Below are 24,359 nucleotides of genomic sequence, written 5' to 3'. Positions count from 1 at the left end.
CATGAGCCTTCCGCGCAAGCTGATGATCGATGGCGAACAGGTCATCGCCACGACCCGCACCCACGTCAAGGTGCTGTTCCTGCCCTTCCTGATCCTGCTCGTCGTGGCCGGCGTCGGGGGCTGGGCGATCAGCCAGGTGGGCGACTCCGGCAGCGGCGTGCCGCGCTGGATCGTCGTCGCGGCGATGCTCGTGCTGATCGTCTGGGGCTCGGTGCTGCCGTTCCTCAAGTGGCTGACCTGGACCTACACGCTGACCAACAAGCGCATCGTCGAGCAGAAGGGGCTGCTGACCCGCACGGGCCGCGTCATCCCGCTGAGCCGCATCAACGACGTCGCGTTCGAGAAGAACCTCAACGACCGCATCCTCGGCTGCGGCACGCTGATCATCCACGATGCCAGCGAGCAGGCCGGGCTCGAGCTCAATGACATCCCGCACATCGAGGCGTTCCACCGCACCGTGACCAACCTCGTGTTCGAGAAGCACGACAAGACGGCGACGGATGAGTCGGTCTGAGCTTCGTGACGAGCTCGCCCGCCTGATCCTGGGCGGCGAGCTGACCCTCAGCAGCTCGGAGGTCACCGACAAGGGTGGGTTGAGCCTCGAGGACGGCCAGCGGCTGTGGCGTGCCCTCGGGTTCCCCGACACCGGCGACGCCATCGCGTACGGCGAGCCGGACGTCGCCGCCGTGGCGACGGTGGCGGCCGCGATCGAGTCGGGGACGCTCGACGAGGAAACCGTCTACCGCATCACCCGAGCCCTCGGCACCACGATGTCGCGGCTCGCCGACTGGCAGGTCTCGACATTGGTCGACCAGGTCGAGCTCGACGTCCAGGGCGGCAAGTCCGCCAGCCGCCTCGGCGCTGCCATCGGCCTGGCGACCGACGTCGCACCGAGCTTCGAGCAGCTCATGATCTATGCGTGGCGTCGTCATCTCGCGGCCGCGGCCGCGCGGATGGAGGCGCTGGGCGCGGCCGACGAAGAGCTGTTGTCGACCGTCATGACGGTCGGCTTCGCGGACCTCTCGCGGTTCACGTCGTTGTCCAACGAGCTCGACGACTCGACCCTCGGCGCCTTGGTCGAGAACTTCGAGACGCGCTGCACCGACATCGTGACGGCCCACGGCGGTCGCGTGGTCAAGACCCTCGGCGACGCCGTCCTGTTCGTGATCGCCGATGCTCGTGAGGGCACGCGCACGGCGCTCGACCTGGTCAGCCAGATCGCCTCACGCGACGACATGCCCGACATCCGCGTCGGGCTGGCGACCGGTTCGGCGATCAGCCGCCTCGGCGACGTCTTCGGGCCCCCGGTCAACCTCGCCGCACGGCTGTCGCACGTCGCCCGCAGCAACCGCGTGCTGATCGACGCCGCGACTGCCGCCACGCTCGGCGACGAGTTCGACACCCGCACCTTGCCGCCTCGGCCGCTCCGCGGGTTCGGCAACGTCTCGCCCATCACGGTGAGCGAGCGTCGCGGCTTCCGCTCCAGATAGTCTGAGCACGTGCCTTCACCCCAGCTCGCGGTCATCGGTGGTGGTCAGCTGGCTCGCATGATGCAGCAGGCCGCGATCGGCCTCGGCATCCGCATCCGGCTCCTCGCCGAGGCCCCTGACGTCTCTGCCGCCCAGGTCGTCCCCGACCACGTCGTCGGCGACTACACCGACCTCGACACGCTGCGCGCGATCGTGGCCGACGCGCCGGTCGTCACGTTCGACCACGAGCACGTACCGCCAGAGCACCTCCGCACCCTCGAGGCCGAGGGGCACGCGTGCCGGCCGGGTCCCCACGCGCTGCTGTACGCCCAGGACAAGGGCGACATGCGGGAGCGGCTCTCCGGCCTGGGCGTGCCGTGCCCCCGCAACGCCCGCATCGCGTCGGCGGACGACCTCACGGACTTCGGCTTCCCGGCGGTGGTCAAGACGACCCGCGGCGGCTATGACGGCAAGGGCGTCTGGGTCGTACGCTCGACGGTCGACGCCGCAGAGGCGTTCGCGTCCGGTAGCCAGCTGCTCGCCGAGGAGCTCGTCGACTTCCGTCGCGAGCTGTCGGCCCTCGTCGCCCGCACGCCGTCCGGCGAGGTGCGCACCTATCCCGTCGTCGAGTCGCGTCAGGCCGACGGCGTGTGCGCCGAGGTCATCGCCCCGGCCCCTGACCTCGATCCTGCGCTCGACGCCGAGGCACGCGCCATTGCCGAGCGCATCGCGACCGAGCTCGACGTCACCGGCATCCTCGCGGTCGAGCTGTTCGAGACCACTGACGGGCGGCTGCTGGTCAACGAGCTGGCGATGCGCCCCCACAACACGGGGCACTGGTCGATCGACGGGGCCGTCACCAGCCAGTTCGAGAACCACCTGCGCGCCGTGCTCGACCTGCCGCTCGGCGCCACGGATGCGCGTACGCCGTGGTCGGTCATGGTCAACATCCTGGGCGGTGCCGTCGAGGACCTCGAGGCCCAGCGTGCCGTCGTCCTCGCCGCCGAGCCCGACGTCAAGATCCATCTCTACGGCAAGTCCGTCAAGGCCGGCCGCAAGGTGGGGCACGTGACGGCGTACGGCTCAGATCTCGACGACGTGCTCGCCCGGGCCCGCCGATCCGCAGCACTGTTCACCACAGGAGTGACCCATGACTGATCGCGCGCGTGTCGGCATCGTGATGGGCTCGGACTCGGACTGGCCGACGATGGAAGCCGCAGCCACGGCGCTCGGCGAGTTCGGCATTGCCCACGAGGCCGACGTCGTCTCGGCCCACCGCATGCCCGACGAGATGCTGGCCTACGGTCGCGAGGCCCATGCACGAGGCATCGAGGTCATCATCGCCGGCGCCGGGGGAGCGGCCCACCTGCCGGGCATGCTCGCCGCCGTGACGCCGTTGCCGGTCATCGGTGTCCCGGTCGCCCTCAAGCACCTCGACGGCATGGACTCGCTGCTGTCGATCGTCCAGATGCCCGCCGGTGTGCCGGTGGCCACCGTGTCCATCGGCAATGCCCGCAACGCAGGCCTGCTCGCCGTACGCATCCTGGCGACCGGCGACGCGGAGCTGACGCAGCGCATGCTCGCGTTCCAGGCCGATCTCGCCGACGTCGCGCGGGCGAAGGGCGAGAAGATCCGCAACCCGTCGGGCGGCCTCGGCTTCCGCTGACCGTCAGCTCGTGTAGAGCTTCTCCGCGTACTGCGGGCCGTAGTAGGCCTCGAGCTCCTCGATCGAGTCATCGGGCCGCTCGAGCGACTTGGCGATCTGGGCGCGACTCGGGACCTGCTCGGGGTGCCACGTCTCGGGGTCCCAGAGCGTGGACCGCAGGAACGCCTTGGAGCAGTGGAAGAAGATCTGTTCGACGGCGACCTCGAGGATCACGGTCGGCTTGTGACCCTTGACGACCATCTGGTCGGCGTACGGGGCGTCGGCCAGCAGCGTCGCGCGGCCGTTGACCCGCAACGTGTCGCCGCGGCCGGGGACGAGGAAGATCAGGCCGACGTGCGGGTTCTGCAAGATGTTGGAGAAGCCGTCGGCGCGCTTGTTGCCCGGTCGCTCGGGGATCGCGAGCGTCGTGTCGTCGACGACGTGGGCGAACCCGGCGGGGTCGCCCTTGGGCGAGACGTCGCAGGCCCCCGACGCGTCGGACGTCGCGACGAGGCAGAGCGGCGATGCCGCCAGCCAGGCGCGGTGCTCGGACAGGAAGACGTCCGAGTCCTTGTCGAGGACGCGTTGCATCGGTTCGCCGAGCAGGTCGCGCAGCTCGGCCTCGTTCGTGATCTCGGTCCGCATGACCAGAAATCTACTCGCGCACGTACGACGTCAGGGTGGTGAGTGTCGGCTTGCCTGGCGCCGACGCGAACCCGAAGCGTACGGGCGGCTGCACCGGCGAGAGCTCGCCCAGCTCCTCGCCCTCCCACGTCGCCCTGGCGCCGTCGAGGCGGCGGACGTCCGTCGCGGCGTACCACTCGGTGCGACCGTGGCCTGCCGATCCGTGCATCCGTACGCCCGGCATGACCCGAGCGGCGACGGGGTCGCAGACCTTGGCCCAGGTCGAGGTGCGGCGCAGCGGGGCCGGCACGAGGCCGAGCAGCGGACCGACCCAGAGGCGACGGCCCGGCTTGAACCGCAGCTGCAGCGACAGGGTGTGGACGGACCACTCCGCGCCCCGTTCGACGGACACCGGCTCGATGCGGACCTCGTCGAACGTGTAGGTCGACGCCACGAAGTCGGCGACGGCCTGCTTCGGGGCGATCAGAGTGCGATGTCCGTCGGCGTCCTCGACCATGACGTCGGCGAACGGACCGAACGGGCTCGCGTCCCAGACGCCCACCACGAGGCGTACGCCCGACGACGTCCCGAGGCCCGCGATGTGCCCGGTGAAGGAGCTGGTCATGCGGCCAGTGTGTCCGATGCCACCAGACGATCGGTCGGTTGCCGTCGGAGGCAGAGGTACAATTACTAGGTCGTCCTACTATCGGGAGTCCACGTGTCCGACATGTTCGTCCTCTCCGAGGAGCACCAAGCCATCCGCGAAGCGGTTCGCGCCGTCGCCGAGGCCAAGATCGCCCCGTACGCCGCTGATGTCGACGAGCACGCGCGCTGGCCGCACGAGGCCGCCGCAGCGCTGCTCGCCGCCGACTTCCATGCGCCGCACGTGCCCGAGGCGTACGGCGGAGCGGGTGCCGACGCGCTCGCGACGGTGCTGGTGATCGAGGAGATCGCTCGTGTCGACGTGTCGGCATCCCTGATCCCGGCGGTCAACAAGCTCGGCTCGCTGCCGCTCATGATCAGCGGCGACGAGCAGCTCAAGAAGAACTACCTCTCGCGCCTGGCCCACGGTGAGGGCTTCTCCTACTGCCTGTCCGAGCCCGAGGCGGGCAGCGACGCCGCGAACCAGAAGACCCGGGCCGTCCGCGACGGCGACGGGTGGGTGCTCAACGGGGTCAAGCGCTGGATCTCCAACGCCGGTGAGTCGGAGTTCTACACCGTGCTGGCGGTCACCGATCCCGAGAAGCGTACGAAGGGCATCTCGGCGTTCGTCGTCGAGAAGTCCGACGAGGGCGTGTCGTTCGGCGCGCCGGAGCGCAAGCTCGGCATCAAGGGCTCGCCGACCTGTGAGGTCTACCTCGACAACGTCCGCATCCCCGGCGACCGGATGATCGGTGACGAGGGCACCGGGTTCGCGACGGCGATGAAGACGCTCGACCACACGCGCGTGACGATCGCCGCGCAGGCCGTCGGCGTCGCGCAGGGTGCGCTCGACTACGCGCTCGGCTACGTCCAGGAGCGCAAGCAGTTCGGCCACCCCATCAGCGACTTCCAGGGACTGCAGTTCATGCTCGCCGACATGGGCATGAAGATCGAGGCCGCACGGCAGCTGACGTACGCCGCCGCCGGTCGCTCCGAGCGTGGCGACAAGGACCTCACGTTCTTCGGTGCGGCAGCCAAGGCGTTCGCGTCCGACACCGCGATGCAGGTCACCACGGATGCGGTGCAGCTGCTCGGCGGCTACGGCTTCACCCGCGACTATCCCCTCGAGCGCATGATGCGCGACGCCAAGATCACCCAGATCTACGAAGGCACCAACCAGGTGCAGCGCGTCGTCATGGCTCGCCAGCTGCTCGCGGGAGTCCAGTCAACGCTCTGACACCAGCCACCTGCGAGCGCTAGCCTGCCGGGATGGACGACCGGGGCACCGTCGCGCGGGCGCTCGACCTCATGGCTGAAGGGCTGGCCGGCCAAGCCGTGGCCGAGCTCGCGGAGCAGCCCGGGTCGACGGCCCGGTCGATGAGCGGCATGGCGCACTTCTGGCTGGGTGAGTTCGAGGCGGCTGAGCGCGCGGGTCGTGCCGCGTTGACCGTCGCGGGGTCCGACGTCGATCGCCGCCTCGCCCTGGCCGTCGTGGCGCTCGCAGATGCCGGACTGATGCGGCCCCGGCTCTCGTCGGCCCTGGACGATGTCGTCGCCGCGTTGGGCCCTTCTGACGATTCGTTGGACGACTTCGTCCGTTATCTCGTGGCCGAGGCCGCCTTGACCCAGGCGCGGCTCGGGGTCGCGGCATCGGTGTGGGACGACACGATCACCGACTCGTGGCGGGGGCATTCCTACTGCGCCATGATGCTGGCGACCGGTGCGCGGATCGCGGCGTTCGGCGGCCGCATCGACGAGGCCCAGGGTTCGGCTCGACGGGCCGTGGCGATGGCCGACTGCGAGCGGGCCCGCCTGCTGACGCTGTCGGTCGCCGGGCTGGTCTCCGGCAACAGCTCCGACGTCATCTCCACCGCCACTCTCGTGGACGAGATCGAGGCGGCCGGGCTGTCGGCCCATGACCACTTGAGTCGCGGGCTCCATCTGCTGGCAGCCTTTGCCGCCGTGGCGATCGGCGACGTCGCGCGAAGTGCCTCGCTCGTCCTCATCGCGGGCGGCGACGCGGGCCTGTCGCGATTCACCGTCATCGACCGGGCCCTGGGCCTGGAGCTCCTGGTCGCGGCCGCGGTCGAGGTGGGCGACCGGGACGCGGCCGAGGCGTGGGGCGCGCAGGCTGAGGCACTCGTGGACCACCCCATCGCGCGGCCGACGATCCAGCGGCTCAAGGCCCGCCTCGCCGAGATGGCCGGCGACCGCGAACGGGCGATCGAGCTGGCCGAACAGGCGGTCGAGGGATGCCGGCTGGACGCCCGCAACGTGGAGCTGGCCGAGTCCGAGGTCGTCCTGGCGCGGGTCCGACTGGCCGGCAACGACGTGTCGACCGCGGCCCGGTCGATGCGCGAGCTGGTCGCCGCCAGCGACCGCCTCGGACACCACGCCGTGCGCCGGGCGGCCGGGCAGACCCTGGGTCGCGCAGGTCGCCGCCTGCCCCCGGTCATTGGTGACGGGTGGCCTGCGCTGTCCGCCAGGGAGGCCGAGATCGCCCGCCTGATCCTGGAGGGCCGGGAGACGACCCAGATCGCCCGGCTGCTGTTCATCTCGCCCCACACCGTGCGGGTGCACACGTCGCGGATCCTCGCCGCGTTCGGCGTCGGCACCCGGGTGCAGCTCCTCGCTCATGCGGCCGGCCCCTCACACGCGGGAGCACAGATGAGCGACGTGCTGACGCCGCGACAACGCGAGGTCGTCGCGCTCGTGGCGGAGGGTCTGTCGAACGCCGAGGTCGCCGAGCGGCTCGATGTCACGGTGAAGGCCGTCGAGAAGCATGTCTCGGCGGCGCTTCGGCGATCCGGTGCCCGGTCGCGGCTCGACCTCGCTCACGCCTGGGCGTCGGGCTCAGTGGAGCTTGTCGTCGGCGAGCGCGAGGAGCTTGCGCCCTAGGTCCTCGAGGGCGGGCTGCTGGAGCCCCTTGGCCTGCTGGAGCGTGATGATCGCGATGACCTTGCCGTCGGTGGTTCCTCCTGCTGTCTGGAGGCTCTCGCCGCCGAAGACCGTCCCGAAGGCGAGGAACGCCTTGGTGCCGACGCCGTCGACCATGACGACCTTCGGCGAGTCCATGGCGCCGGCCGCTCCCGACTGCGCGCCCTCGAACCCGCCGGTTCCAGCGTCGTCGGGCATCGCCGTGATCGAGCCCGACACCGCGCGCGGGTCCTCCTGCTTGAAGCCGCACCCGCCACCAGGCTGCGTCTCGGTGGTCACGGTCGCACCCACCACGGCTCCCAGCTCGTCGGCGGTGAATGTGCTGCAGAGGTCGTCGGGGATCTTCGGGGCGGAGCTCGTGCTGGCGGCAGCGGGCTTGTCGTTCGAGGCCGGGGCCTTGTCCCCGCCACTGCTTGATCCGCAAGCGGCGAGGGCGACCAGCATCGTGACGGCGGTGAACGTACGGGCGGACAGTGACGCGGGCATGGGATTCCTCAATCCTTCGGGCAGGCGTTCTTGATGGTCAGCGTGCCGACGGCGAGATCGGCGGTTCCTCCGGGCCCTGAAGCCCTGACCGTGACGGTGTGGTCGCCGACCTGCCCGGCCGGGAAGCCTGACGGGATCGTGGCGGTCCACGTGGAGCTGCTGCGGGACATCGGCACCGCGCCGGCGCCGCTGATCTCGGCGCGGGCGCTGGTCGCGTCCCTGATCCGCGCCTGCACCTGGACGCTGTAGGGGCAGCCGGTGACCTGGTAGACCGTCGGGGTCCCGACGAATGCTGCCGCGTCGATCACTGGATCGGCGGGCTCGTCCGGTGGTTGGGTGGACGGCGCTTGGCTGGGTTCGGTCGGTACGGCCGACGTGGGCGTGCTCGGGGTGGGGCTCGGACTGGCGCTGGGCGTCGGGGTCGTCCCGGTGGGTGCCGGGGCGGGAGCTGTCGTCGGGCCGGAGACCGTGACGGAGCGTGCCTCCGACACGTCACCTGCTCCGCCCAGCTGGGTGACCACGAGCTCGTGGGCGCCCGACGTGGCCCGCCAGGTGAACGCCGCGAACACGAGGAGGCCGTCGCGCGCCAACGACCGGTCCTGGTCGACCTGCTTGCCGTCGACCTTCAGCTGGAGCCCGTCGAGCCGTTCCGGGTCGGTCGCGTGCGCGGTGACCGTGATGGTGCCGGGTGCGAGGACTGCAGACGTGAGCGGCTCGTCGATCCACACCTGAGCACCCGAGTCGACCGGAGTCAGGAGCGTGACCGCGGTCGCCGCCACGCCAACGCCGGCAGCGACGCCGGACACCACGATCGGCCACACCATGTCGCCGACGGTAGTGACGGGACCCGGCCGGATGGTCCCGGTTGGGGTCTCATCCAGGTCTCAACGTGTCGGCGAGAAGCCCGGCGACGCTCGGCCGTCAATAGCGTGAGCGCATGACATGGCAATGGCGCTGGCTGATCCATCTGCTGGCCTTCGCCATGTTCGCCACCGGCCTGACGTTGGTGCTGGAGCGGCACGGCGTGATCGGCGGCTCGGACGAGGCTGCCTTGCCGGCGCTCGCCGCGATGCCGTTCGACACCTCGTTGTCGGTGGTCGGCAGCCCCGTGACACGGATCGGTTCGAGGGTGCAGTTCTCGGCCGTGGGCTACAGCCCGGCCGGCACCAGGCACGTCGCGCTGTACGACGGTGCTCGCCGGGTCTCGACCGTCACGGCGGGCCGCCACGCGCGCGGCACGTCCCTCGACATGCCGGCGATGTCGGTCGGTGAGCACCTGATCCACGTGGAGGTGACCGACCGGGACGGCAAGGTCTCGAAGTCGGCGCCGGTGACGGTCGAGGTGGCGCCGGGGCAGGGCGAGGCTCCGATTCCCGTCGCGGTCAGCCCCGAGCCCGGGGAGACCGTTGCGGTCATGGCCCGGCGGTTCGCGGTGCCGACCACATCGCTGGTGATCGAGTCACCGGACGGGAGCGCGTACACCGGCAAGGGCCGGATCCCTCGGAAGTCACACGTGAGCGTCCTGGTCGATCCGAAGGCTGGGCTGGATGCTCTGGGAAGCAAGCGGGTCATCGTCGATCCGGTCGCGAAGGTGACGGACGGCGGCCTCGCCCTGGCGGTCGAGGCGAGTGGCTGCGCCGTCGACCTCACCGCCTCGCGGGCCACGGGTGCCGTGACGTTCTACCGCTCCAGCGCGACCGTGCCCGGGTGGGCCCAGGTGGCGCGGCCCAGCAAGCAGCTGACGGCCCCGCTCGACGACTTGTCGCCGGGGATCCACGTGTTCTATGCCCGCGACGACGACCGGGTCAGCGCACAGGTGTCGGTGACGGTGCCGCAAGCCTGTGCCAGCCGGTTCGGGTGGACCGGGGAGGCCTCGATCGTCAACGGCACGCTCCTGCTTCCGAAGGGGATCGTGGGTGCGTACCTCCACCTGTCCGTCGACGGCAGGCCATGGCTGCGTGCCCCGGCTCAGGCCGATGAGCTGCTTTCGCTCTACTCGGGAGTCGACATCGCGGCCCACCTGCCCGCCCTCGATGGTCATCGCCTCGACCTCGAGGTCTGGGGCACCAACCCCGGCGGCGACGTGCCGCCGCTCAAGCCGCTCGCGACCGGACACCTGAAGGTGCCCGGCGACCGTACGCTGGCCTCGATCGTCGGTGAGCCCGGTGCGCTGAGCCTGACCGTGGACGGCCCGGACGGTCCCGCTCGCAGCGTCACGCTCGGCAGCGACCACCGGACGCTGGACTTCGACTGGTCGTCGGCATCGAGTCGGACCGATGCGGTGCAGTGGCAGGTGCTCTCCCAGAAGGTCGACTCCTCGAACCGCGACCTCACGCCTCCGGGGCTCCTGGCGACCGGGGTCAGCGAGGTCGGCGACGGGGGCACGGACGCCTACGGGGGCGGCCGGACGGGCTCGTTCTCGATCGACACCGCCAAGATCCCGATCGAGTCGTCCGCCAGCTCGGGGGAGGGTGCCCCGGGAGTCGTGCTGCTCAAGCCGCCCGTCACCGCGACTACCGTCGGTGCGCTGGGCTCGACGGCGTACGGCTCGCGCGTGCCGGTGGCCAAGGCGGGCGACATCGCCGCGGACGTCACCCCGCTGCCCCACGAAGGCGACGTGGTCTACGTCAGAGTGCTCGCACGGGCGAAAGGTGCCGGTGTCTCGGCAGCCTCCGCACCGGTCTCCGTGGTGCTGCCGGTCCACGAGTCCGCCACGAGCTCCCTGACGTTCAAGGTCGACTCGCTCACGGTCGACGCGGGCCGCGCCCCGTACAAGCCGGCCGCCGGCTGCCTCGTCGTGGAGGTGCCCTGGCAGGGTCATCAGCCGTCGCCGGACGTGCTCGACAGCGACTACAACACGGCGTTCATGGTCGCGGCGGCCAGCGCGTTCTATCCGAGCTCGGGCGTCTACTGTCCGGGGGCGTTTCCGCCGCCCGAGTGCGACACGCTCTGCGACATCGTCGACTTCGTCGTGGATGCAGCCGGCGCCGTCGTGGGCTTCGTCGTCCAGGTGTTCTCGCTCATCTCCTACGCCTACAACGGCGTCATCGACGCGGTCGTGACCGCGATCGCGAAGTACAACCCGCTGTGCGTGGGGCTCGGTGCGGCGAGCTCCGACGCGGGTGACGGCTGCTCGACTGTGGTCGGCGTCGCCACCCGGGCGGCAGTGACAGCAGCCTTGGCGAGCGTCGGCCTCCCGCCGTCACTGCCGTCGGGTGACGCGCTCAAGGCCGTTGCGGCAGGAGAGTTCTCCGAGCTCGCCGTCGAGCTCATGAAGCAGGCCGGAGTGCCGTGCGACGACATCAAGGCGCCGGCCGGATTCGGGGACTCGCTCGAGCTCGCGGGCGACCAGCTCGGCGCCGACACCGATGGAGCTGCCGCGGCGATCGACAACCCGTGCCTCGCGGTGGCCACGATGCTGGTCTCAGCGGTCGCGGACAAGGCCGAGGAGACCGCCGAGCAGACACTGGCGGCGGCGAGTGGACTGCCGGCGTTCCCCAGCGTCAAGGGCTTCTCGATGCGGCCCGATCCGCGGGCCGAGCTCCAACCGCTGCGGGTGTCGGTGAAGGCGAGCCTCGTCAAGGACAGTGCCGACGGCACGGGTGCCACGTGCCGCATGGTGACCTTCAACCCCCTGGTCAAGAGCCGGCCGAGCGTCGTCTCGCCGTTCCCGTGGCGTTCGATCGAGCTGACCGAGGACAAGCCGCTGGACGGCAAGGGCACATGGAGCGGGAGCATGATCGCGAGTCCCAACTCGTCGCGCGCGGACGTGATGGACCAGCTGCAGCCGCGCTCGTTCGAGGTGGGCGTCGACCGCTACCAGTCGCACTGCCTGTTGCCCCCGACCATCGCCACGGCGACGATCAAGCCGCCCGTGGCCGACCTCGACGACATCGTGAAGCCGCCGTCACCCGTGACGCTGCCGTGAGTCAGTCGGTGTCGCTGAGACGGCCCCTGGCCCGCCTCAGCGTCCGATAGAACGTGGCCCGGCTCAGGTGCAGCTCACGCTGAGCCGCAAGATGCCCACCGTGGACATCGAGATAGCCACGCACGATCGCCGCGTGCATCAGCACGTCGGCGGCCGAGCTCCCGAAGGCGAGGTCGACCCGCTCACGCACGACCCGGCGAGCCGTCGCCGCGCGACCGGGGGCATTGGCCTGGTCGTCCGCGAACGCGCACGCGGCCATCCAGTCGTCGTCGTGGAACCGGCGCACCGCCTCGACGAGCGAGTCGTCCTGGCGCGGTGCCAGCGTGCGGATCAGGCCGACCACCTCGTCGGCCGCGGCCTCGATGACGAGTCGGTCCACGCCGCCGAGAGGACCCTCGGCCAGGCGCTGGACCACGAGCTCGTGCAGGCCCGCAGAGGGCTTGAGCACCAGCATGTCGACCGCCATGCAAGCAGGATGGCCGCTGGCCGGGCCGTACGTCCGGAGGTTGACGGTAGGGATGTGGCGTAATGGCCCGCGCGGCCCCGCCTAGGCTCGTGGTGTGAGTCTGCTGCCGTTCGACCTGCCGCCGGCATTCCTGGCCGCGGCGAGCCGCAGTCCCGAGTGGGCGGCGTGGGTCGACGGGGTGCCACGTACGGTCCGGGACCTGCTCGACGAGTGGGACCTGGTGGTCGACGGGGAGCCGATGCACGGCTGGACCTCACTGGTCGTGCCGGTCCGCGCCGACGGCCGCGCGGAGGTGCTCAAGGTCGCGTGGCCGCACGAGGAGTGCCAGCACGAGATCCTCGCGCTGCAGCACTGGCACGGCCGGGGAGCGGTGCTGATGCTGCGCGCCGACCCCCGCCGCAACGCGATGCTGCTCGAGCGCTTGTCGACCCGTGACCTGACGCACCTCCCGGACCTCGAGGCGTGCGAGATCATCGCCGGGCTCTAGGCAGCTGCACGTTGCGGCTCCGCCGCAGATGCTGACGCTGAGCTCGTACGTCGAGCGCTACAGCGACGACCTCGAGAGACTGCCCCGGGACGCGGCGATCCCGCGACGCATCGTCGACCAGGCCGTACGCCTCGGCCGCGATCTGGCGTGTGATCCGGCGACGAACGGCACGCTGATCCACGGCGACCTGCACTTCGAGAACGTGCTCGCCGGCGACCGGGCGCCGTGGCTGGCGATCGACCCGCAGCCGGTGTCCGGCGACCCCCACTACGAGGTCGATCTCCTGCTGTTCAACCGGTGGGACGAGATCGTGGCGTCCGGCGACGTACGGGAGGCGGTTCGGCGGCGCTTCCACACCGCCGTCGACGTCGCTCAGCTCGAGGAGGAGCGCGCCCGCGACTGGGTCGTCGTCCGCGAGGCGCACAACGCGATGTGGGCGATCGAGGACGGCGAGCCCGAACGCGTCACGACGGCGATCGCCATCATCAAGGCCGTCCAGGACTAGGGCGTGAGGGTCTCGACGATGCGGTCCACGTACGCCGCGTATGCCTTGCCCTTGGGCAGCTGGCCAGGCGTGGCATGGGCGAGCTGCGCGTGCCCGAGGTAGGCGGCGTACGTCAGCCGGGCGCGATCACGGGCGTCCGACCGCGACAGGCCTTGGTCGGTGAACAGCGACTCGAGCGTCGACATGCGGCGCTCGGTGACCCGCGCCAGGACGGGCGCGACCATCGGGTGGTCGGCGTGCGGCTGCAACGCGAGCTCGATCGAGCCGGCTCCCGGCGCGCCGACGACGGCCTGCAGCACGAGCCGGAGCAGCAGCCGCAGGCGGTCCGCACCCTCGGCGGCGTGGTCGACCGTAGCGATGACGCCGTCGGTGTCACGGCGTTCCCACTGGTCGAGCGCTGCGGCGATGAGGTCGTCGCGTCCCGCGAAGTGCCAGTAGAAGCTGCCCTTGGTCGCCCCGAGGCTCTTCGCGATCGGCTCGACCGCGACGGCGGCCAACCCGTGCCGTTCCAGGGCAGCGAGCGCCGCAGCGCTCCAGTCCTCCCTCGTGAGCGTGGCCTTGGCAGGAGTCATGTCCATACGCTACCGTACGGATATTCCCCATACGGGGGCGTATGGAAGGAAGCAGCCATGTGGGAACGGCACATTCATGGTCGGGGAGTGGCTGCGGTCCCGGTGCCAGCCACGCCGCTCCTGGCGGGTGCGCTGCCGCACGTCGACTGGGCCGACGCCTACGCCGTACGGCGCCCCGACGGCAGCTCGTCGGACCCGCAGGACTGGGCCGACGCCGTCTTCCACGCGCCGCCGGCGTGGGTCGGCGCGCTGCTCCTCGCCCGGGAGTCACTCGTACGTCTGGTGGGCATCGACCGCGCCGGGCACGGAGCGTTCGACCCGGTCGCGCGCACGGATGACGAGGTGCTCCTGGGCATCGACCAGAGCCACCTCAGCTTCCGCGCGTCCGTGCTGTGCGAGCCCGACCGCGTCGTCGTGAGCACGGTCGTCAACCTCCACAACCGACGCGGTCGTGCCTACTCGGCGATCGTCCGCGTCGTGCATCCGGCGGTGGTACGAGCGATGCTGCGACGGGCCGCAGGACGCGTGCCGCCGGCGGAGACCTCAGCGGCTCGCTGAAGGGAACAGGCTGTGGCAGGCTGAATTCATGCCTCTCGTGACCTACCAAGCACTCTGCATCGACGCCAGCGACGTCTCCGCGGTCAAGGACTTCTGGGCCAGCACGCTCGGCTACGAGATCGTCGAGCTCGACGACGGTGACGTCCACCTCGTCGGCTCCGAACCCGGTGAGGACGTGTGGATCAACACCGTCCCCGAGCCCAGGACCGTCAAGCAACGCGTGCACCTCGACGTCCGTGCCGAGTCCCTGGAGCCCTTCGCCGGCTTCACGCGCATCACCAAGGAGGGCGAGTTCCCGTGGACGACGCTCGCGGACCCTGAGGGCGGCGAGTTCTGCGTGTTCACCTATGACGAGCCGCCGGCGCAGAAGTTCAAGTCCACCGTGGTCGACGCCGCCGACCACGTCGCGATCTCCGACTGGTGGGCCGAGGTGATCGGTGGGGACGTCTCGCACGACGACGGCTACTCGCCGCTCGAGAACGTGCCCGGTCTGCCGACCGAGGGCTTCGACTTCGTGCCGGTGCCCGAGCCCAAGACGGTCAAGAACCGCATCCACTGGGACGTCAAGCTGTTGCCGGGCGTGACGCTCGACGACCTGGTCGCCGCTGGTGCCACGATCCTGACGCCCGCCGGCGAGGTGACGTGGACCGTCATGGCCGATCCCGAGGGCAACGAGTTCTGCGTCTTCCCGAGCGAGTGACGGCCGGCGGCGAGGTGGCGCGTGGTGGAATGAACCCGTGCCCGCACTCGACCTGACCGCCGACATCGTCAGTCTCACCGCCGCACTCGTCGACATCCCGTCCGAGAGCCTCGACGAGCAGGTCATCGCCGACGCGGTCGAGGCCGCCCTGCGCGAGCTGCCGCACCTCGAGGTCGTGCGCGACGGTCACACGATCGTCGCCCGGACGTCGCTCGGCCGTCCCCAACGCGTCGTCATCGCCGGGCACCTTGACACGGTGCCCGCCAACGGCAACCTGCCGTCGCGGCTGGAGGACGGGATCCTCCACGGGCTGGGCACCTGCGACATGAAGGGTGGCGTGGCGATCGCCCTGCAGATGGCCGCCACCGTGCCCGAGCCCGTGCGCGACGTGACCTACGTGTTCTACGACGGCGAGGAGATCGCCGCGGAGTTCAACGGCCTCGGCCGGCTCGCGCGTGAGCGTCCCGAGCTGCTCGCCGGCGACTTCGCGATCCTCATGGAGCCGTCCAACGCCGGGGTCGAGGCCGGCTGCCAGGGCACGATGCGCGCCGACATCCGTACGACCGGAGAGCGGGCCCACACGGCGCGCGCGTGGATGGGCAGCAATGCGATCCATGCGCTCGCACCAGTGCTCGACGGGCTCAATGCGTACGTTCCCCGCACCGTCGACATCGACGGACTGACCTATCGCGAAGGGCTCAACGCCGTGGCGATCAGCGGCGGGGTCTCAGGCAACGTCGTCCCGGACGAGGCCGTCGTGACGGTCAACTACCGCTTCGCACCCGACCGCAGCGAGGAGCAGGCGCACCAGCACCTGCAGGAGACGTTCGAGGGGTTCGGCCTCACGATCACCGACTCCGCGCCCGGAGCGCTCCCCGGGCTGTCGCACCCCGCCGCCGCGGCGTTCGTCGAGGCCGTCGGCGGTGAGGTCAACCCGAAGTTCGGCTGGACCGACGTCGCCCAGTTCACGCTGCTGGGCGTGCCCGCGGTCAACTACGGACCGGGTGACCCGACGTTCGCCCACAAGGCCGACGAGCACGTTCCCGTCGAGCACCTGCACCGGGTGCGCGACCGACTCGAGAAATGGCTCACGACATGACTGCAGCAGACAAGCCCAGGCCCGATCACCGCAAGGGTCCCGTACGCCTGCGCGGCGCACAGCGCCCGACCAGCACGACCGACCAGCGGCTGCTCGACTCCCGCGGTCCGAGCGACTGGGTCCACACCGACCCGTGGCGGGTGCTGCGCATCCAGTCCGAGTTCGTCGAGGGCTTCGGTGCGCTCGCCGAGCTCGGCCCGGCGGTCAGCATCTTCGGCTCTGCGCGGACGAAGCCGGACGACCCGATGTACGAGGCGGGCCGGCAGATCGCCGCGAAGCTCTGCGGCGAGGGCTACGCCGTCATCACCGGCGGCGGCCCCGGCGCGATGGAGGCCGCCAACCGCGGTGCCAGCGAGTGCGGCGGCGTCTCGGTGGGTCTCGGCATCGAGCTGCCGCACGAGCAGGGCATGAACGAGTGGGTCGACCTCGGCATCAACTTCCGCTACTTCTTCGTCCGCAAGACGATGTTCGTCAAGTACGCCCAGGGCTACGTCGTGCTGCCCGGCGGCTTCGGCACGATGGACGAGCTCTTCGAGGCACTGACGCTGGTGCAGACCCAGAAGATCACGTCGTTCCCGATCGTGCTGTTCGGCACGGAGTACTGGGGCGGCCTGATCGACTGGCTGCGCACGACGATGCTGACCGACGGCAAGATCGGCCAGCCCGACATCGACATGCTGCACCTCACGGACGACGTCGACGAGGCCGTGGCCTGGTTCGTCGCGAAGGACAGCTAGCGACACCCCGATTTGTGACGTTGCAGGCGTCAAACCGCCCGGGTAGCGCCTGCAACCTCACACATCGCGGGGACTAGAACCGGATGGCGTCGATGATCTTGACGCGCACGGCGATGAGGGCCGGCAGCAGGCCGGCGAGGCTGCCGACGGCGAGGGACACGACGAGGCCGAGCACCGCCGCCGAGATCGGGAACGGGGGTATGTCGGTCACGTTCGTGATGACGTGATCGGCGATCAGGGGACTGTTGACGATGCCCACGGCTCCGACGACGCCGACCAGCCCCGCCACGAACGTCGCCACGACGCTCTCCATCATGACCGAGAAGAACACCCGTGACGTGGTGGCGCCGAAGCTGCGGCGGATGCCGATCTCGCGCACGCGTTGCTTGATCGTCACCAGCGCGATGTTGAGCAGGCTCATGGCGCCGAGCAGCAGGATGAGGGCGCTGATGCCGCCGACGACGTACTTGAACGTCTTGAACGACTCACCGCGGTCCGAGGAGTCCTGCCGGTTGACCTGGACCTGGAGACCGGGGAGCTGTGAGCTGAACTCCTGCGCCACGGCCTTGCTCAGCGGCTTCGCGCCCTTGGGCGGCACCCACATCTGGAAGTTGACGTCGAACATCTGCTGCGTGGCACCGAACCAACGGTCGTACGCGTCGAACAGGATGTAGGCCGTCGACCGGCCCGACTGCTCGTCCTTGCGCACCTGGCCGACGATCGTCGCGGTGATGGGTGTCTCGCCGCCGAACGTCACGGTGGCCGGCAGCGAGTCGGGGCCGAGGCGCAACGCCTTCATGAGGCGGGCGTCGACCACGACGGCAGGGCTGAGGTTCTGGGCATCCTTGGCATCGAGCCAGCGGCCCTGCTCGGGGACCATGCGGCGCAGGTCGGCGTACGCGACATCGACCGCGCGCAACGAGACGTGCCGCGAGCCGGTGGGGAGCGCCACCGTGGCGTCGGACTCGCCGATCGCCGAGTGGTAGGTGATGTCGAACTCGTCCATGATCTCGTCGAACACCCGCCGTGACTCCGCAGGCGGCGGTGGCTCGCCGTTCTCGTTGCTGTACGCATAGAGCCCGTACGTCGTCGGGCGTCCGCCTTCACGCTCCGCCTGCTCGACGAGAGCCTGCTTCGCGATGCTGCTGACGGCGACGGCGCAGGTCAGGGCGCAGACCGCGACGCCTACGCCGATCAGTGAGAGGAGCACACGGAGCCGGTGGATACGCAGCTCCTGCCACGCCTCCACGATCGCCGCGGCAAACCCCGTCATGCCTGAATCGCTCCCTCGCTGCGCTCGGTCATGCCGCCACGTCGACGAGGCTGTGCAGCCGGCCGCCCTCGAGGCGGAATCGCTGCCGCGCCATCGCGGCGACGGCGACGTCGTGGGTGATCGTGATGAGCGCCGCACCGGTCTCGTGCGTGATGCCGTCCAGCAGGCCCATGACCTCGGCGCCGGTCTCCAGGTCGAGCGCGCCGGTCGGCTCGTCGGCGAGCACGATCTTGGGCCCACGGACGATGGCCCGGGCGATGGCGACGCGCTGCTGCTCGCCGCCCGACAGGCTCTCGGGCATCGAGTCCAGCCGCGCGCCCAGGCCCACGCGCTCGAGCATCGTCGCGGCGATCTCACGACGCTTCCAGAACGCGCTGCCGGGTGCGTACATGAGCGGCGCAGCGACGTTCTCGAGCGCCGTGCGGCCCGGCAGCAGGTTGAACTGCTGGAACACGAACCCGACGTCGCGACCCCGGATCTGGGCGGCGGCGCGCGCCCGCAGCGTACGGGTGTCGTGGCCCGCCCACGCGAGGGTGCCGGTCGTCGGGCGGTCGAGCAGGCCCAGCAGGTTGAGCAGGGTCGACTTGCCGGTGCCCGAACGGCCGATGATGCCGATGTGGTCGCCGGTCGAGACGGTGAGGTCGACACCCGTGAGGATGTGCAGGTCCGTGTCGTCAGGCAGCTTGACGGTCCGGGTCACGTCGGTGAGTCGCAGCAGCTCGGACATCAGCCGTTCCCCTGCCCCAGGTCCCCGTTGAGGTCCTCGGGGGAGGCGCCCGGGACGAACTCGAGGATCTCCTCGCCCTCCTTGAGGCCCTTGCGGATCTCGACGTTCTGCCCGTCGCTGAGCCCCAGGCGTACGCGGCGCGGAGTCGGCTCGCCGTTCGCGACGACCCAGACCGTGCCAGTGCCGACCAGCCCGCGGACGGCGGTGATGGGTACGACCAAGACATCCTCCGCGCGTCCGGCGTTGATCGACATCGTCATGGCGAGGCCGTCGAAGACGCGTACGTCCTCGGGCACGCGGCACGTGATGCTCGCACCGGCGCCACCTTCGCCGCCCTCACCCCCGCCGGTTTCGCCGGGGTCGATCTGTCCCTCGACATCGGCGCCAGCGTTCGCGCCCGAGTCGGTGGTGCTGGCCGCCGGATCACCGATCGTGAGCTCGCCGCAGGTGAAGGGTTTGGGTCCACCCGTGATCGTGACCCGCGCCGAACGGGGCATGTGGAGCAGGCGGTACTGGTCGACCGGCTTGATCGAGCCCGTCGCGCGATAGGTGTCGAGCCGTACCGTCGCCACGGCGTCGCCCTTGGTCACCGGGTCCTCGAGCTCCTTCGCGTACGAGGCGATGCGGCCGGCCTTGGTGGCCAGGACGTTGTGGTAGCGGACCTGCGGCTTCGCCTCACCCTCCTCGTCGTCGCCCGTCGGTGCCTCGGTCTCCTCGGACTTGACCTGGAAGATCGGCTCGCCGACCTTGACCTTGGCGCCCACGGGGAGGAAGAAGTAGTTCACGACGCCGTCGTGGTCGGCCTTCGCGGTGACGGGCGCATCGACCTCGATCGTGCCGCGGAGCGTGAGGGTGTTCTCGATCGTGCCCCGGCTCACCCCGGCGTTGCTGACCGGGATCTTGCCGGTGGGCGTCAGGCCGCTGCGGGGCGGCTCGGGGTCGTCGTTGCCGAACGCCATCACCGCCAGGCTGACGGCAATGGTGGCGAAGATCGCCACCCAGGCGACCGGGAGCACCACTTTGCGAAAGACTCTCACGGCTGTCGTTCCTCGCTGTCGATGCAGGCCGCTGCGGCCCGGGACCTGCATCGTACGTGGTTCGTGACACCGGTGACTCGAAGTCGTGGAACGCGTTCCGCGTCGAACCGTCAGGCGAGCCCGCGCCTGGCGACCGCGGGCGGCCGGTCGCCGCGGATCGAGGCGACCATGTCGATGACCTGCCGCGTCTCGGCGACGTTGTGGGCGCGGAACACCCGCGCGCCCTGCCACGCCGAGACCGCCGTCGCGGCGAGCGTGCCGGGCAGCCGATGATCCTTGTCGACGTCGAGCGTCTCGCCGACGAAGTCCTTGTTGGACAGCGCCACCAGGACGGGCCATCCCGTCGCGACGAGCTCGTCGAGCCTGCGGGTGAGCTCGAGGCTGTGCCGGGTGTTCTTGCCGAAGTCGTGCGTGGGATCGATCAGGATGCCGTCCGGTCGTACGCCGGCGTCGAGGGCGCGCTGGGCGAGCGCCGTCACGGTCGCGATGACGTCGGCGACCACGTCGTCGTACGCCGAGCGGTGCGGGTCCGTGCGCGGCCCGATGCCGCCGGTGTGGCTGCACACTAGGCCGGCGCCGTGCTGGGCGGCGACGGCAGCGAGCTCGGCGTCGTGGCCGGACCAGGTGTCGTTGACGAGGTCGGCGCCGAGGCGGCAGAGCTCGTCGGCGACCTCGCTGCGCCACGTGTCGACACTGATGACCAGGTCGGGGAATCGGGATCGCGCCTCGGCGACGAAGTCGGCCGTGCGGCGCAGCTCCTCCGCGGCGTCGACGTCGGGCCCGTAGCCGGCGCGCACTCCGCCGACGTCCACGAGGTCGGCGCCGTCGCGCACGGCCTCGCCCAGGCGTACGAGCGCGGGCTCGAGGTCGAACGTGGAGCCGTTGTCGTAGAACGAGTCGGGCGTGCGGTTGATGATCGCCATCAGCGCGAGCTCGCCGGGCGCGAACGTCCGAGTGCCCAGACGCAGAGTGTCAGGGGCAGGTGGCAGAGTCACACCCGTGAGCGTAACGACCGAGGCCGACCTCGTGGTGCGATGCCCGTGGGGCAACGACCCGGCGATGATCGCCTACCACGACGACGAGTGGGGCCGTGAGCTGCGCGGCGACCGCGAGCTGTTCGAGCGGCTCTCGCTCGAGGCGTTCCAGTCGGGCCTGTCGTGGGCGATCATCCTGCGCAAGCGCGACAACTTCCGCGCCGCGTTCTCCGGCTTCGACCCCGAGGCCGTTGCCGCGTTCGGCGAGGCCGACGTCGCCCGGCTGCTCGACGACGCGGGCATCGTGCGCAACCGCCTCAAGATCGAGGCGACCATCAGCAACGCCCGCACGCTGGTCGAGCTGGACGAGTCGTTCAGTGACCTGCTGTGGTCGTTCGCGCCGCCGCCGGGCCCCGCGCCGAAGTCCTACGCCGACGTGCCGGCCACCACGGCCGAGTCGATCGCGATGGCCAAGGCGCTCAAGCGCAAGGGCTTCCGGTTCTTCGGCCCCACGACGGCCTACGCGCTGATGCAGGCCACCGGCATGGTCAACGACCACCTCGAGGACTGCGTCGCGAGGCACGCCTAGGCGTGGCTCCCCGGATTCGGCGACCTCGCGGCTTACCATCCGGACATGGCCTCATCGCGGAGAACCCCCCGATCCCGCAGGGCAGTCGGCGCCACCGGACTGCTGATCTCGGCTGTCGTCGTGGCGGCTGCCGGCATCGTCGTCTCGACGGTGCCCGTGCTCGCTGCGGCCACCGTCTATGCCGTCGTGGTCGGCGTGGTCGCTGCCCGCCTGCTGTCCAACGAGCTCGCCGACCGGCGCCGTGCCTGGTCGCTCGAGCGATCGGTCATCGTCGACGACAACCGGCGCGCCGCCGTGTCCCGCTCGCGTGAGCACATCGAGTTCGCCAACCAGATGGGCTCGCGCCTCAGGCTGCGTGACGCCCAGATCGAGGAGCTCCGCGACTCGTTGGTGACCCATGAGATCGACCTCGCCAAGGCGCGTGAGCGCTTGTCCGAGGAACGCGCGCGCGTCATGGCGCTCGAGGCCGACGTCGATGCGGCCAGGTCCGACCTCGAGTCGGCACGTGCCGACCTGCGACGTGCGAACGACGCCCTTGCCGAGAGTGAGAGCGCCGAGCTGCACGCACGGGCGCAGATCCTCGCGTGGGAGGAGGCGGCGACCCAGGAGGAGCGCCGCCAGCACGACCGGTCTGCCTGAGCTCAGCGGCCGGTGAAGACCGGCTTCTCCTTGGCGAGGAACGCCTTCACGGCTGCCGCATGGTCGGCTGACTTGCCGGTCAGCGCCATCTTCTGCCCCTCGTGCTCGAGCGAGGCCGGCAGGTCGTGGTTCGCCGAGAACGCCAGCGAGCGCTTGATCGACGCCAGGGCCAGCGTGGGTCCGTCCGCGAGCGAGCGGGCCAGCGCGGCCAACTCGCCGTCGAACTCCTCGTCGTCGACGACCTTGGTGGCCAGCCCCAGCGCGTACGCCTCGTCGGCCGGGATCGTGCGCGGCTGCATCAGCAGCTCGGTCGCCTTGCCGAAGCCGACGAGTCGGGGGAGCGTCCACGACGACCCGGTGTCGCAGGACAGGGCGATGCCGGCGAAGGCCAGGTTGAAGCCGGCCGAGCGGCGTACGAGCCGGAAGTCCGCGGCGAAGGCCAGCGAGGCGCCGGCGCCGGCGGCGACGCCGTTGACGGCAGCGATGACCGGCTTGGGCATCGTGGCGATCGCGGTGACCGTGGGGTTGTAGTGCTCGGCGACCGTGGTGCCCAGCGACGCGCTCTCGTCCTGCAGGTCTGCGACGTGCTCCTTGAGGTCCTGGCCGACGCAGAAGGCCCGACCGGTGCCGGTCAGGACGACGCATCGCACCGCGCTGTCGGCTGCCGCTGCGTGCAGCGAGTCACGCAGCGCGACCTTCGTGGCGAGAGTCAGGCTGTTCATCCCCTCGGGCCGGTTGAGGGTCACGGTGCCCACGCCGTCGGCCACCTCGTAGGTGACAGGTGGTGCGCTGGGGTCGGTCATCTGTGCCTCCTGGTGGTACTGCGGTCGAACGTCCTCCGGCCATAGGCGATAATAGGAGGCACGCTTCCTGCCGTAGCGGTGGGAGCTCCAAGATCGAGAGGGGAACTGATGGCCGCCATGAAGCCACGGACCGGAGACGGCCCGATGGAGGTCACCAAGGAAGGGCGCTGCATCGTCATGCGCGTCCCGCTCGAGGGCGGCGGACGTCTCGTCGTCGAGCTCAACAATGAGGAAGCAGCCACGTTGGGCGACCAGCTCAAAGCCGTCTGATGTACGGGCTGACCGTTCGCTGGTCACTCGCCGACGCACCCAAGGGCACGCTCAAGGCCTTGCGCAGCTACGTCGAGGACGAGTCGTTCGCGAAGTTCGCGGCTCTCGACGGCCTGCGGTTCAAGACGTGGCGCGCCCGCAAGGGTGAGTGGTTCGAGGGCAGCTACGTGTTCGTGTCCGACGCCGCGCGTTCGGCGTTCCAGGACTCGTTCGAGAAGGTCGCCGCGGGCTCCGCCGGCTCCAAGATCATCGGCAGCCCACCCATCACGATCGAGGCCTACGAAGTCGTCGCCGTCGTACGCGGGCCTGCCGGCTTCCGCTCATCAGCCTCGTTCGAGCACGACAAGCGCGACGACGACTGAGGCGCGCCGTGGAACCCCAGACGGGCGACCCACAGCCTCCGTTGCGTGAGGTCCGCTTCACGACGGAGCGTGACGCGAAGGCGTCGAAGAATGCCGGCCTCGAGACAGCGCGTCGCTGCAGCGGGTCTCGCACCGCCGCGCTGGCTAGGCGAGCAGCTGCGCGGCCAGGAGGCCGTCACCGAGCGGCAGCAGCACGCTGCGGAGCCGCTCGTCGTTCCTGACCCGCTGCACCACGTCGCGGATCGCCGACGTCTCGGGGTCGCGCTGTGCCGGGTCGGCGACCCGGTCGTGCCACAGGGCGTTGTCGAACACGATGATCCCGCCGGGGCGCACGAGCCGCATGGCCTGGTCGAGGTATTCGCCGTACTCGACCTTGTCGCCGTCGAGGAACACCACGTCGTAGCCGGCATCGGTCAGCCGCGGCATGACGTCGAGCCCTGCGCCGGCGATCAGGCGGAAGCGCTGCGGAGCGTAGCCCGCTTCAGTGAACGTCTCGCGGGCGAGCCGCTGGTGCTCCGCCTCGAGGTCGACCGAGGTCAGGACGCCGTCGGGCTGCATGCCGCGGAGCAGCCACAGGCCGGAGACACCGGTGCCGGTGCCGATCTCGGCGACCGACTTGGCCTGCACCACGGAGGCGAGGAACGACAGTGCCGCGCCGCCTCCGGGACCGACCGGGATGACACCGACGTCGTCGGACCGGCGCCGCGCGGCGACGAGATGGTCGTCCTCGCTCAGGAAGTCCTCGGCATAGGCCAGGCTGGCTGCGGTGGTGATGGTCGGCTCCTCGGTCGCGGTGGTCAAGGCCAGACTATCCGCGTGGACGCCGTTGG

Annotated in this window: 29 protein-coding genes; 17 read left to right on the top strand and 12 right to left on the bottom strand. The window is 70.4% G+C overall.

Annotated features, from left to right (window positions below):
• Position 1: 1 nt before the first annotated feature.
• The 4 genes from ASC61_RS02455 to purE are packed head-to-tail and all read left to right on the top strand — an operon-like array spanning position 2 to position 3,135.
• Positions 2-514: a PH domain-containing protein gene (locus ASC61_RS02455; protein ID WP_056208840.1), complete on the top strand. Its 513-nt coding sequence runs from the start codon at positions 2-4 to the stop codon at positions 512-514.
• The gene (locus ASC61_RS02450) at positions 501-1,490 is read left to right on the top strand and encodes an adenylate/guanylate cyclase domain-containing protein (RefSeq protein WP_056208837.1); all 990 of its coding nucleotides are present in this window, start codon (positions 501-503) and stop codon (positions 1,488-1,490) included. Before ASC61_RS02455 ends, ASC61_RS02450 begins: the two co-directional genes overlap by 14 nt.
• A 9-nt stretch (positions 1,491-1,499) precedes the next feature.
• Positions 1,500-2,627 carry a 5-(carboxyamino)imidazole ribonucleotide synthase gene (locus tag ASC61_RS02445; protein WP_082530408.1) on the top strand — a complete coding sequence of 376 codons (1,128 nt, stop codon included), beginning with the start codon at positions 1,500-1,502 and terminating at the stop codon, positions 2,625-2,627.
• Positions 2,620-3,135: a 5-(carboxyamino)imidazole ribonucleotide mutase gene (gene purE / locus ASC61_RS02440; RefSeq protein ID WP_056208828.1), complete on the top strand. Its 516-nt coding sequence runs from the start codon at positions 2,620-2,622 to the stop codon at positions 3,133-3,135. The genes ASC61_RS02445 and purE overlap by 8 nt, the downstream gene beginning before the upstream one ends.
• Before the next feature lie 3 nt (positions 3,136-3,138).
• Here the strand turns inward: purE and ASC61_RS02435 are convergent, their stop codons facing one another.
• On the bottom strand, positions 3,139-3,759 hold the full coding sequence (locus ASC61_RS02435; RefSeq protein ID WP_056208825.1) for a pyridoxamine 5'-phosphate oxidase family protein: 621 nt from the start codon (positions 3,757-3,759) through the stop codon (positions 3,139-3,141).
• Between the two features lie 10 nt (positions 3,760-3,769).
• Entirely contained in the window at positions 3,770-4,363 is a 594-nt protein-coding gene (locus ASC61_RS02430) for a hypothetical protein (protein WP_056208824.1), read from the bottom strand.
• A gap of 102 nt (positions 4,364-4,465) precedes the next feature.
• Between ASC61_RS02430 and ASC61_RS02425 the strand changes: the two genes are divergently transcribed.
• Both ASC61_RS02425 and ASC61_RS02420 read left to right on the top strand, forming a co-directional pair.
• Positions 4,466-5,617, top strand: a complete 1,152-nt coding sequence (locus ASC61_RS02425) for an acyl-CoA dehydrogenase family protein (RefSeq protein ID WP_056208821.1) — start codon at positions 4,466-4,468, stop codon at positions 5,615-5,617.
• Between the two features lie 32 nt (positions 5,618-5,649).
• The gene (locus ASC61_RS02420; RefSeq protein ID WP_056208818.1) at positions 5,650-7,278 is read left to right on the top strand and encodes a helix-turn-helix domain-containing protein; all 1,629 of its coding nucleotides are present in this window, start codon (positions 5,650-5,652) and stop codon (positions 7,276-7,278) included.
• Here ASC61_RS02420 and ASC61_RS02415 read toward each other — a convergent pair.
• Positions 7,234-7,803, bottom strand: a complete 570-nt coding sequence (locus tag ASC61_RS02415) for a DUF3558 domain-containing protein (protein WP_056208815.1) — start codon at positions 7,801-7,803, stop codon at positions 7,234-7,236. The genes ASC61_RS02420 and ASC61_RS02415 overlap by 45 nt on opposite strands.
• 8 nt (positions 7,804-7,811) lie before the next feature.
• Positions 7,812-8,627 carry an Ig-like domain-containing protein gene (locus tag ASC61_RS02410; protein ID WP_056208812.1) on the bottom strand — a complete coding sequence of 272 codons (816 nt, stop codon included), beginning with the start codon at positions 8,625-8,627 and terminating at the stop codon, positions 7,812-7,814.
• Between the two features lie 113 nt (positions 8,628-8,740).
• Between ASC61_RS02410 and ASC61_RS02405 the strand changes: the two genes are divergently transcribed.
• Positions 8,741-11,731, top strand: a complete 2,991-nt coding sequence (locus ASC61_RS02405) for a hypothetical protein (RefSeq protein ID WP_056208810.1) — start codon at positions 8,741-8,743, stop codon at positions 11,729-11,731.
• Between the two features lies 1 nt (position 11,732).
• Here ASC61_RS02405 and ASC61_RS02400 read toward each other — a convergent pair whose 3' ends face one another.
• On the bottom strand, positions 11,733-12,197 hold the full coding sequence (locus ASC61_RS02400) for a hypothetical protein (protein WP_056208807.1): 465 nt from the start codon (positions 12,195-12,197) through the stop codon (positions 11,733-11,735).
• A gap of 94 nt (positions 12,198-12,291) precedes the next feature.
• On the opposite strand from ASC61_RS02400, the gene ASC61_RS20360 reads away from it, so the two are divergent.
• Both ASC61_RS20360 and ASC61_RS20355 read left to right on the top strand, forming a co-directional pair.
• A complete protein-coding gene (locus tag ASC61_RS20360) occupies positions 12,292-12,684 on the top strand; it encodes an aminoglycoside phosphotransferase family protein (RefSeq protein WP_268750599.1) in 393 nt (130 codons plus the stop codon).
• A 28-nt stretch (positions 12,685-12,712) separates the two neighbouring features.
• Positions 12,713-13,189 (top strand): aminoglycoside phosphotransferase family protein, encoded by a 477-nt coding sequence (locus ASC61_RS20355; RefSeq protein ID WP_268750598.1) that lies wholly within the window; start codon positions 12,713-12,715, stop codon positions 13,187-13,189.
• Here ASC61_RS20355 and ASC61_RS02390 read toward each other — a convergent pair.
• Positions 13,186-13,761 carry a TetR/AcrR family transcriptional regulator gene (locus tag ASC61_RS02390; RefSeq protein ID WP_200935379.1) on the bottom strand — a complete coding sequence of 192 codons (576 nt, stop codon included), beginning with the start codon at positions 13,759-13,761 and terminating at the stop codon, positions 13,186-13,188. The genes ASC61_RS20355 and ASC61_RS02390 overlap by 4 nt on opposite strands.
• Positions 13,762-13,848: 87 nt before the next feature.
• On the opposite strand from ASC61_RS02390, the gene ASC61_RS02385 reads away from it, so the two are divergent.
• The 4 genes from ASC61_RS02385 to ASC61_RS02370 are packed head-to-tail and all read left to right on the top strand — an operon-like array spanning position 13,849 to position 16,855.
• Positions 13,849-14,319, top strand: coding sequence for a DUF2867 domain-containing protein (locus ASC61_RS02385; RefSeq protein ID WP_056208795.1), 471 nt, complete (start codon positions 13,849-13,851; stop codon positions 14,317-14,319).
• 28 nt (positions 14,320-14,347) lie between these two features.
• Positions 14,348-15,019, top strand: coding sequence for a VOC family protein (locus ASC61_RS02380; RefSeq protein ID WP_056208791.1), 672 nt, complete (start codon positions 14,348-14,350; stop codon positions 15,017-15,019).
• A gap of 37 nt (positions 15,020-15,056) precedes the next feature.
• Complete coding sequence (dapE, locus tag ASC61_RS02375; RefSeq protein ID WP_056208788.1) at positions 15,057-16,118, top strand: succinyl-diaminopimelate desuccinylase; 1,062 nt, start codon at positions 15,057-15,059, stop codon at positions 16,116-16,118.
• On the top strand, positions 16,115-16,855 hold the full coding sequence (locus ASC61_RS02370) for a TIGR00730 family Rossman fold protein (protein ID WP_235503460.1): 741 nt from the start codon (positions 16,115-16,117) through the stop codon (positions 16,853-16,855). The genes dapE and ASC61_RS02370 overlap by 4 nt, the downstream gene beginning before the upstream one ends.
• A 73-nt stretch (positions 16,856-16,928) precedes the next feature.
• Here ASC61_RS02370 and ASC61_RS02365 read toward each other — a convergent pair whose 3' ends face one another.
• The 4 genes from ASC61_RS02365 to folP all read right to left on the bottom strand — a co-directional run bounded on the left by ASC61_RS02365 (position 16,929) and on the right by folP (position 20,887).
• On the bottom strand, positions 16,929-18,128 hold the full coding sequence (locus ASC61_RS02365) for an ABC transporter permease (protein ID WP_056208782.1): 1,200 nt from the start codon (positions 18,126-18,128) through the stop codon (positions 16,929-16,931).
• Between the two features lie 28 nt (positions 18,129-18,156).
• A complete protein-coding gene (locus tag ASC61_RS02360) occupies positions 18,157-18,855 on the bottom strand; it encodes an ABC transporter ATP-binding protein (RefSeq protein ID WP_056208779.1) in 699 nt (232 codons plus the stop codon).
• Positions 18,855-19,892 (bottom strand): efflux RND transporter periplasmic adaptor subunit, encoded by a 1,038-nt coding sequence (locus tag ASC61_RS02355; RefSeq protein ID WP_157439349.1) that lies wholly within the window; start codon positions 19,890-19,892, stop codon positions 18,855-18,857. Before ASC61_RS02355 ends, ASC61_RS02360 begins: the two co-directional genes overlap by 1 nt.
• 110 nt (positions 19,893-20,002) lie before the next feature.
• On the bottom strand, positions 20,003-20,887 hold the full coding sequence (folP, locus tag ASC61_RS02350; protein ID WP_442854207.1) for a dihydropteroate synthase: 885 nt from the start codon (positions 20,885-20,887) through the stop codon (positions 20,003-20,005).
• 4 nt (positions 20,888-20,891) lie between these two features.
• Here folP and ASC61_RS02345 point away from each other — a divergent pair, with 4 nt between their 5' ends.
• Entirely contained in the window at positions 20,892-21,455 is a 564-nt protein-coding gene (locus ASC61_RS02345; RefSeq protein WP_056208772.1) for a DNA-3-methyladenine glycosylase I, read from the top strand.
• Between the two features lie 45 nt (positions 21,456-21,500).
• The gene (locus ASC61_RS02340; RefSeq protein ID WP_157439348.1) at positions 21,501-22,094 is read left to right on the top strand and encodes a hypothetical protein; all 594 of its coding nucleotides are present in this window, start codon (positions 21,501-21,503) and stop codon (positions 22,092-22,094) included.
• 2 nt (positions 22,095-22,096) lie between these two features.
• Here ASC61_RS02340 and ASC61_RS02335 read toward each other — a convergent pair whose 3' ends face one another.
• Positions 22,097-22,897, bottom strand: a complete 801-nt coding sequence (locus tag ASC61_RS02335) for an enoyl-CoA hydratase-related protein (protein WP_056208767.1) — start codon at positions 22,895-22,897, stop codon at positions 22,097-22,099.
• Positions 22,898-23,005: 108 nt separating this feature from the next.
• On the opposite strand from ASC61_RS02335, the gene ASC61_RS19265 reads away from it, so the two are divergent.
• Together ASC61_RS19265 and ASC61_RS02330 are read left to right on the top strand one after the other, a co-directional pair.
• Positions 23,006-23,167 carry a DUF3117 domain-containing protein gene (locus tag ASC61_RS19265; protein ID WP_082530405.1) on the top strand — a complete coding sequence of 54 codons (162 nt, stop codon included), beginning with the start codon at positions 23,006-23,008 and terminating at the stop codon, positions 23,165-23,167.
• Complete coding sequence (locus tag ASC61_RS02330) at positions 23,167-23,529, top strand: hypothetical protein (RefSeq protein ID WP_056208764.1); 363 nt, start codon at positions 23,167-23,169, stop codon at positions 23,527-23,529. The genes ASC61_RS19265 and ASC61_RS02330 overlap by 1 nt, the downstream gene beginning before the upstream one ends.
• 144 nt (positions 23,530-23,673) lie before the next feature.
• Here ASC61_RS02330 and ASC61_RS02325 read toward each other — a convergent pair whose 3' ends face one another.
• Positions 23,674-24,330 (bottom strand): O-methyltransferase, encoded by a 657-nt coding sequence (locus tag ASC61_RS02325; RefSeq protein ID WP_235503459.1) that lies wholly within the window; start codon positions 24,328-24,330, stop codon positions 23,674-23,676.
• Positions 24,331-24,359: the final 29 nt, after the last annotated feature.

This window comes from Aeromicrobium sp. Root344, from assembly GCF_001425755.1.
In the GTDB taxonomy this organism is placed as follows: Bacteria; Actinomycetota; Actinomycetes; order Propionibacteriales; family Nocardioidaceae; genus Aeromicrobium.
This window is presented reverse-complemented; position numbering and strand designations above follow the sequence as displayed.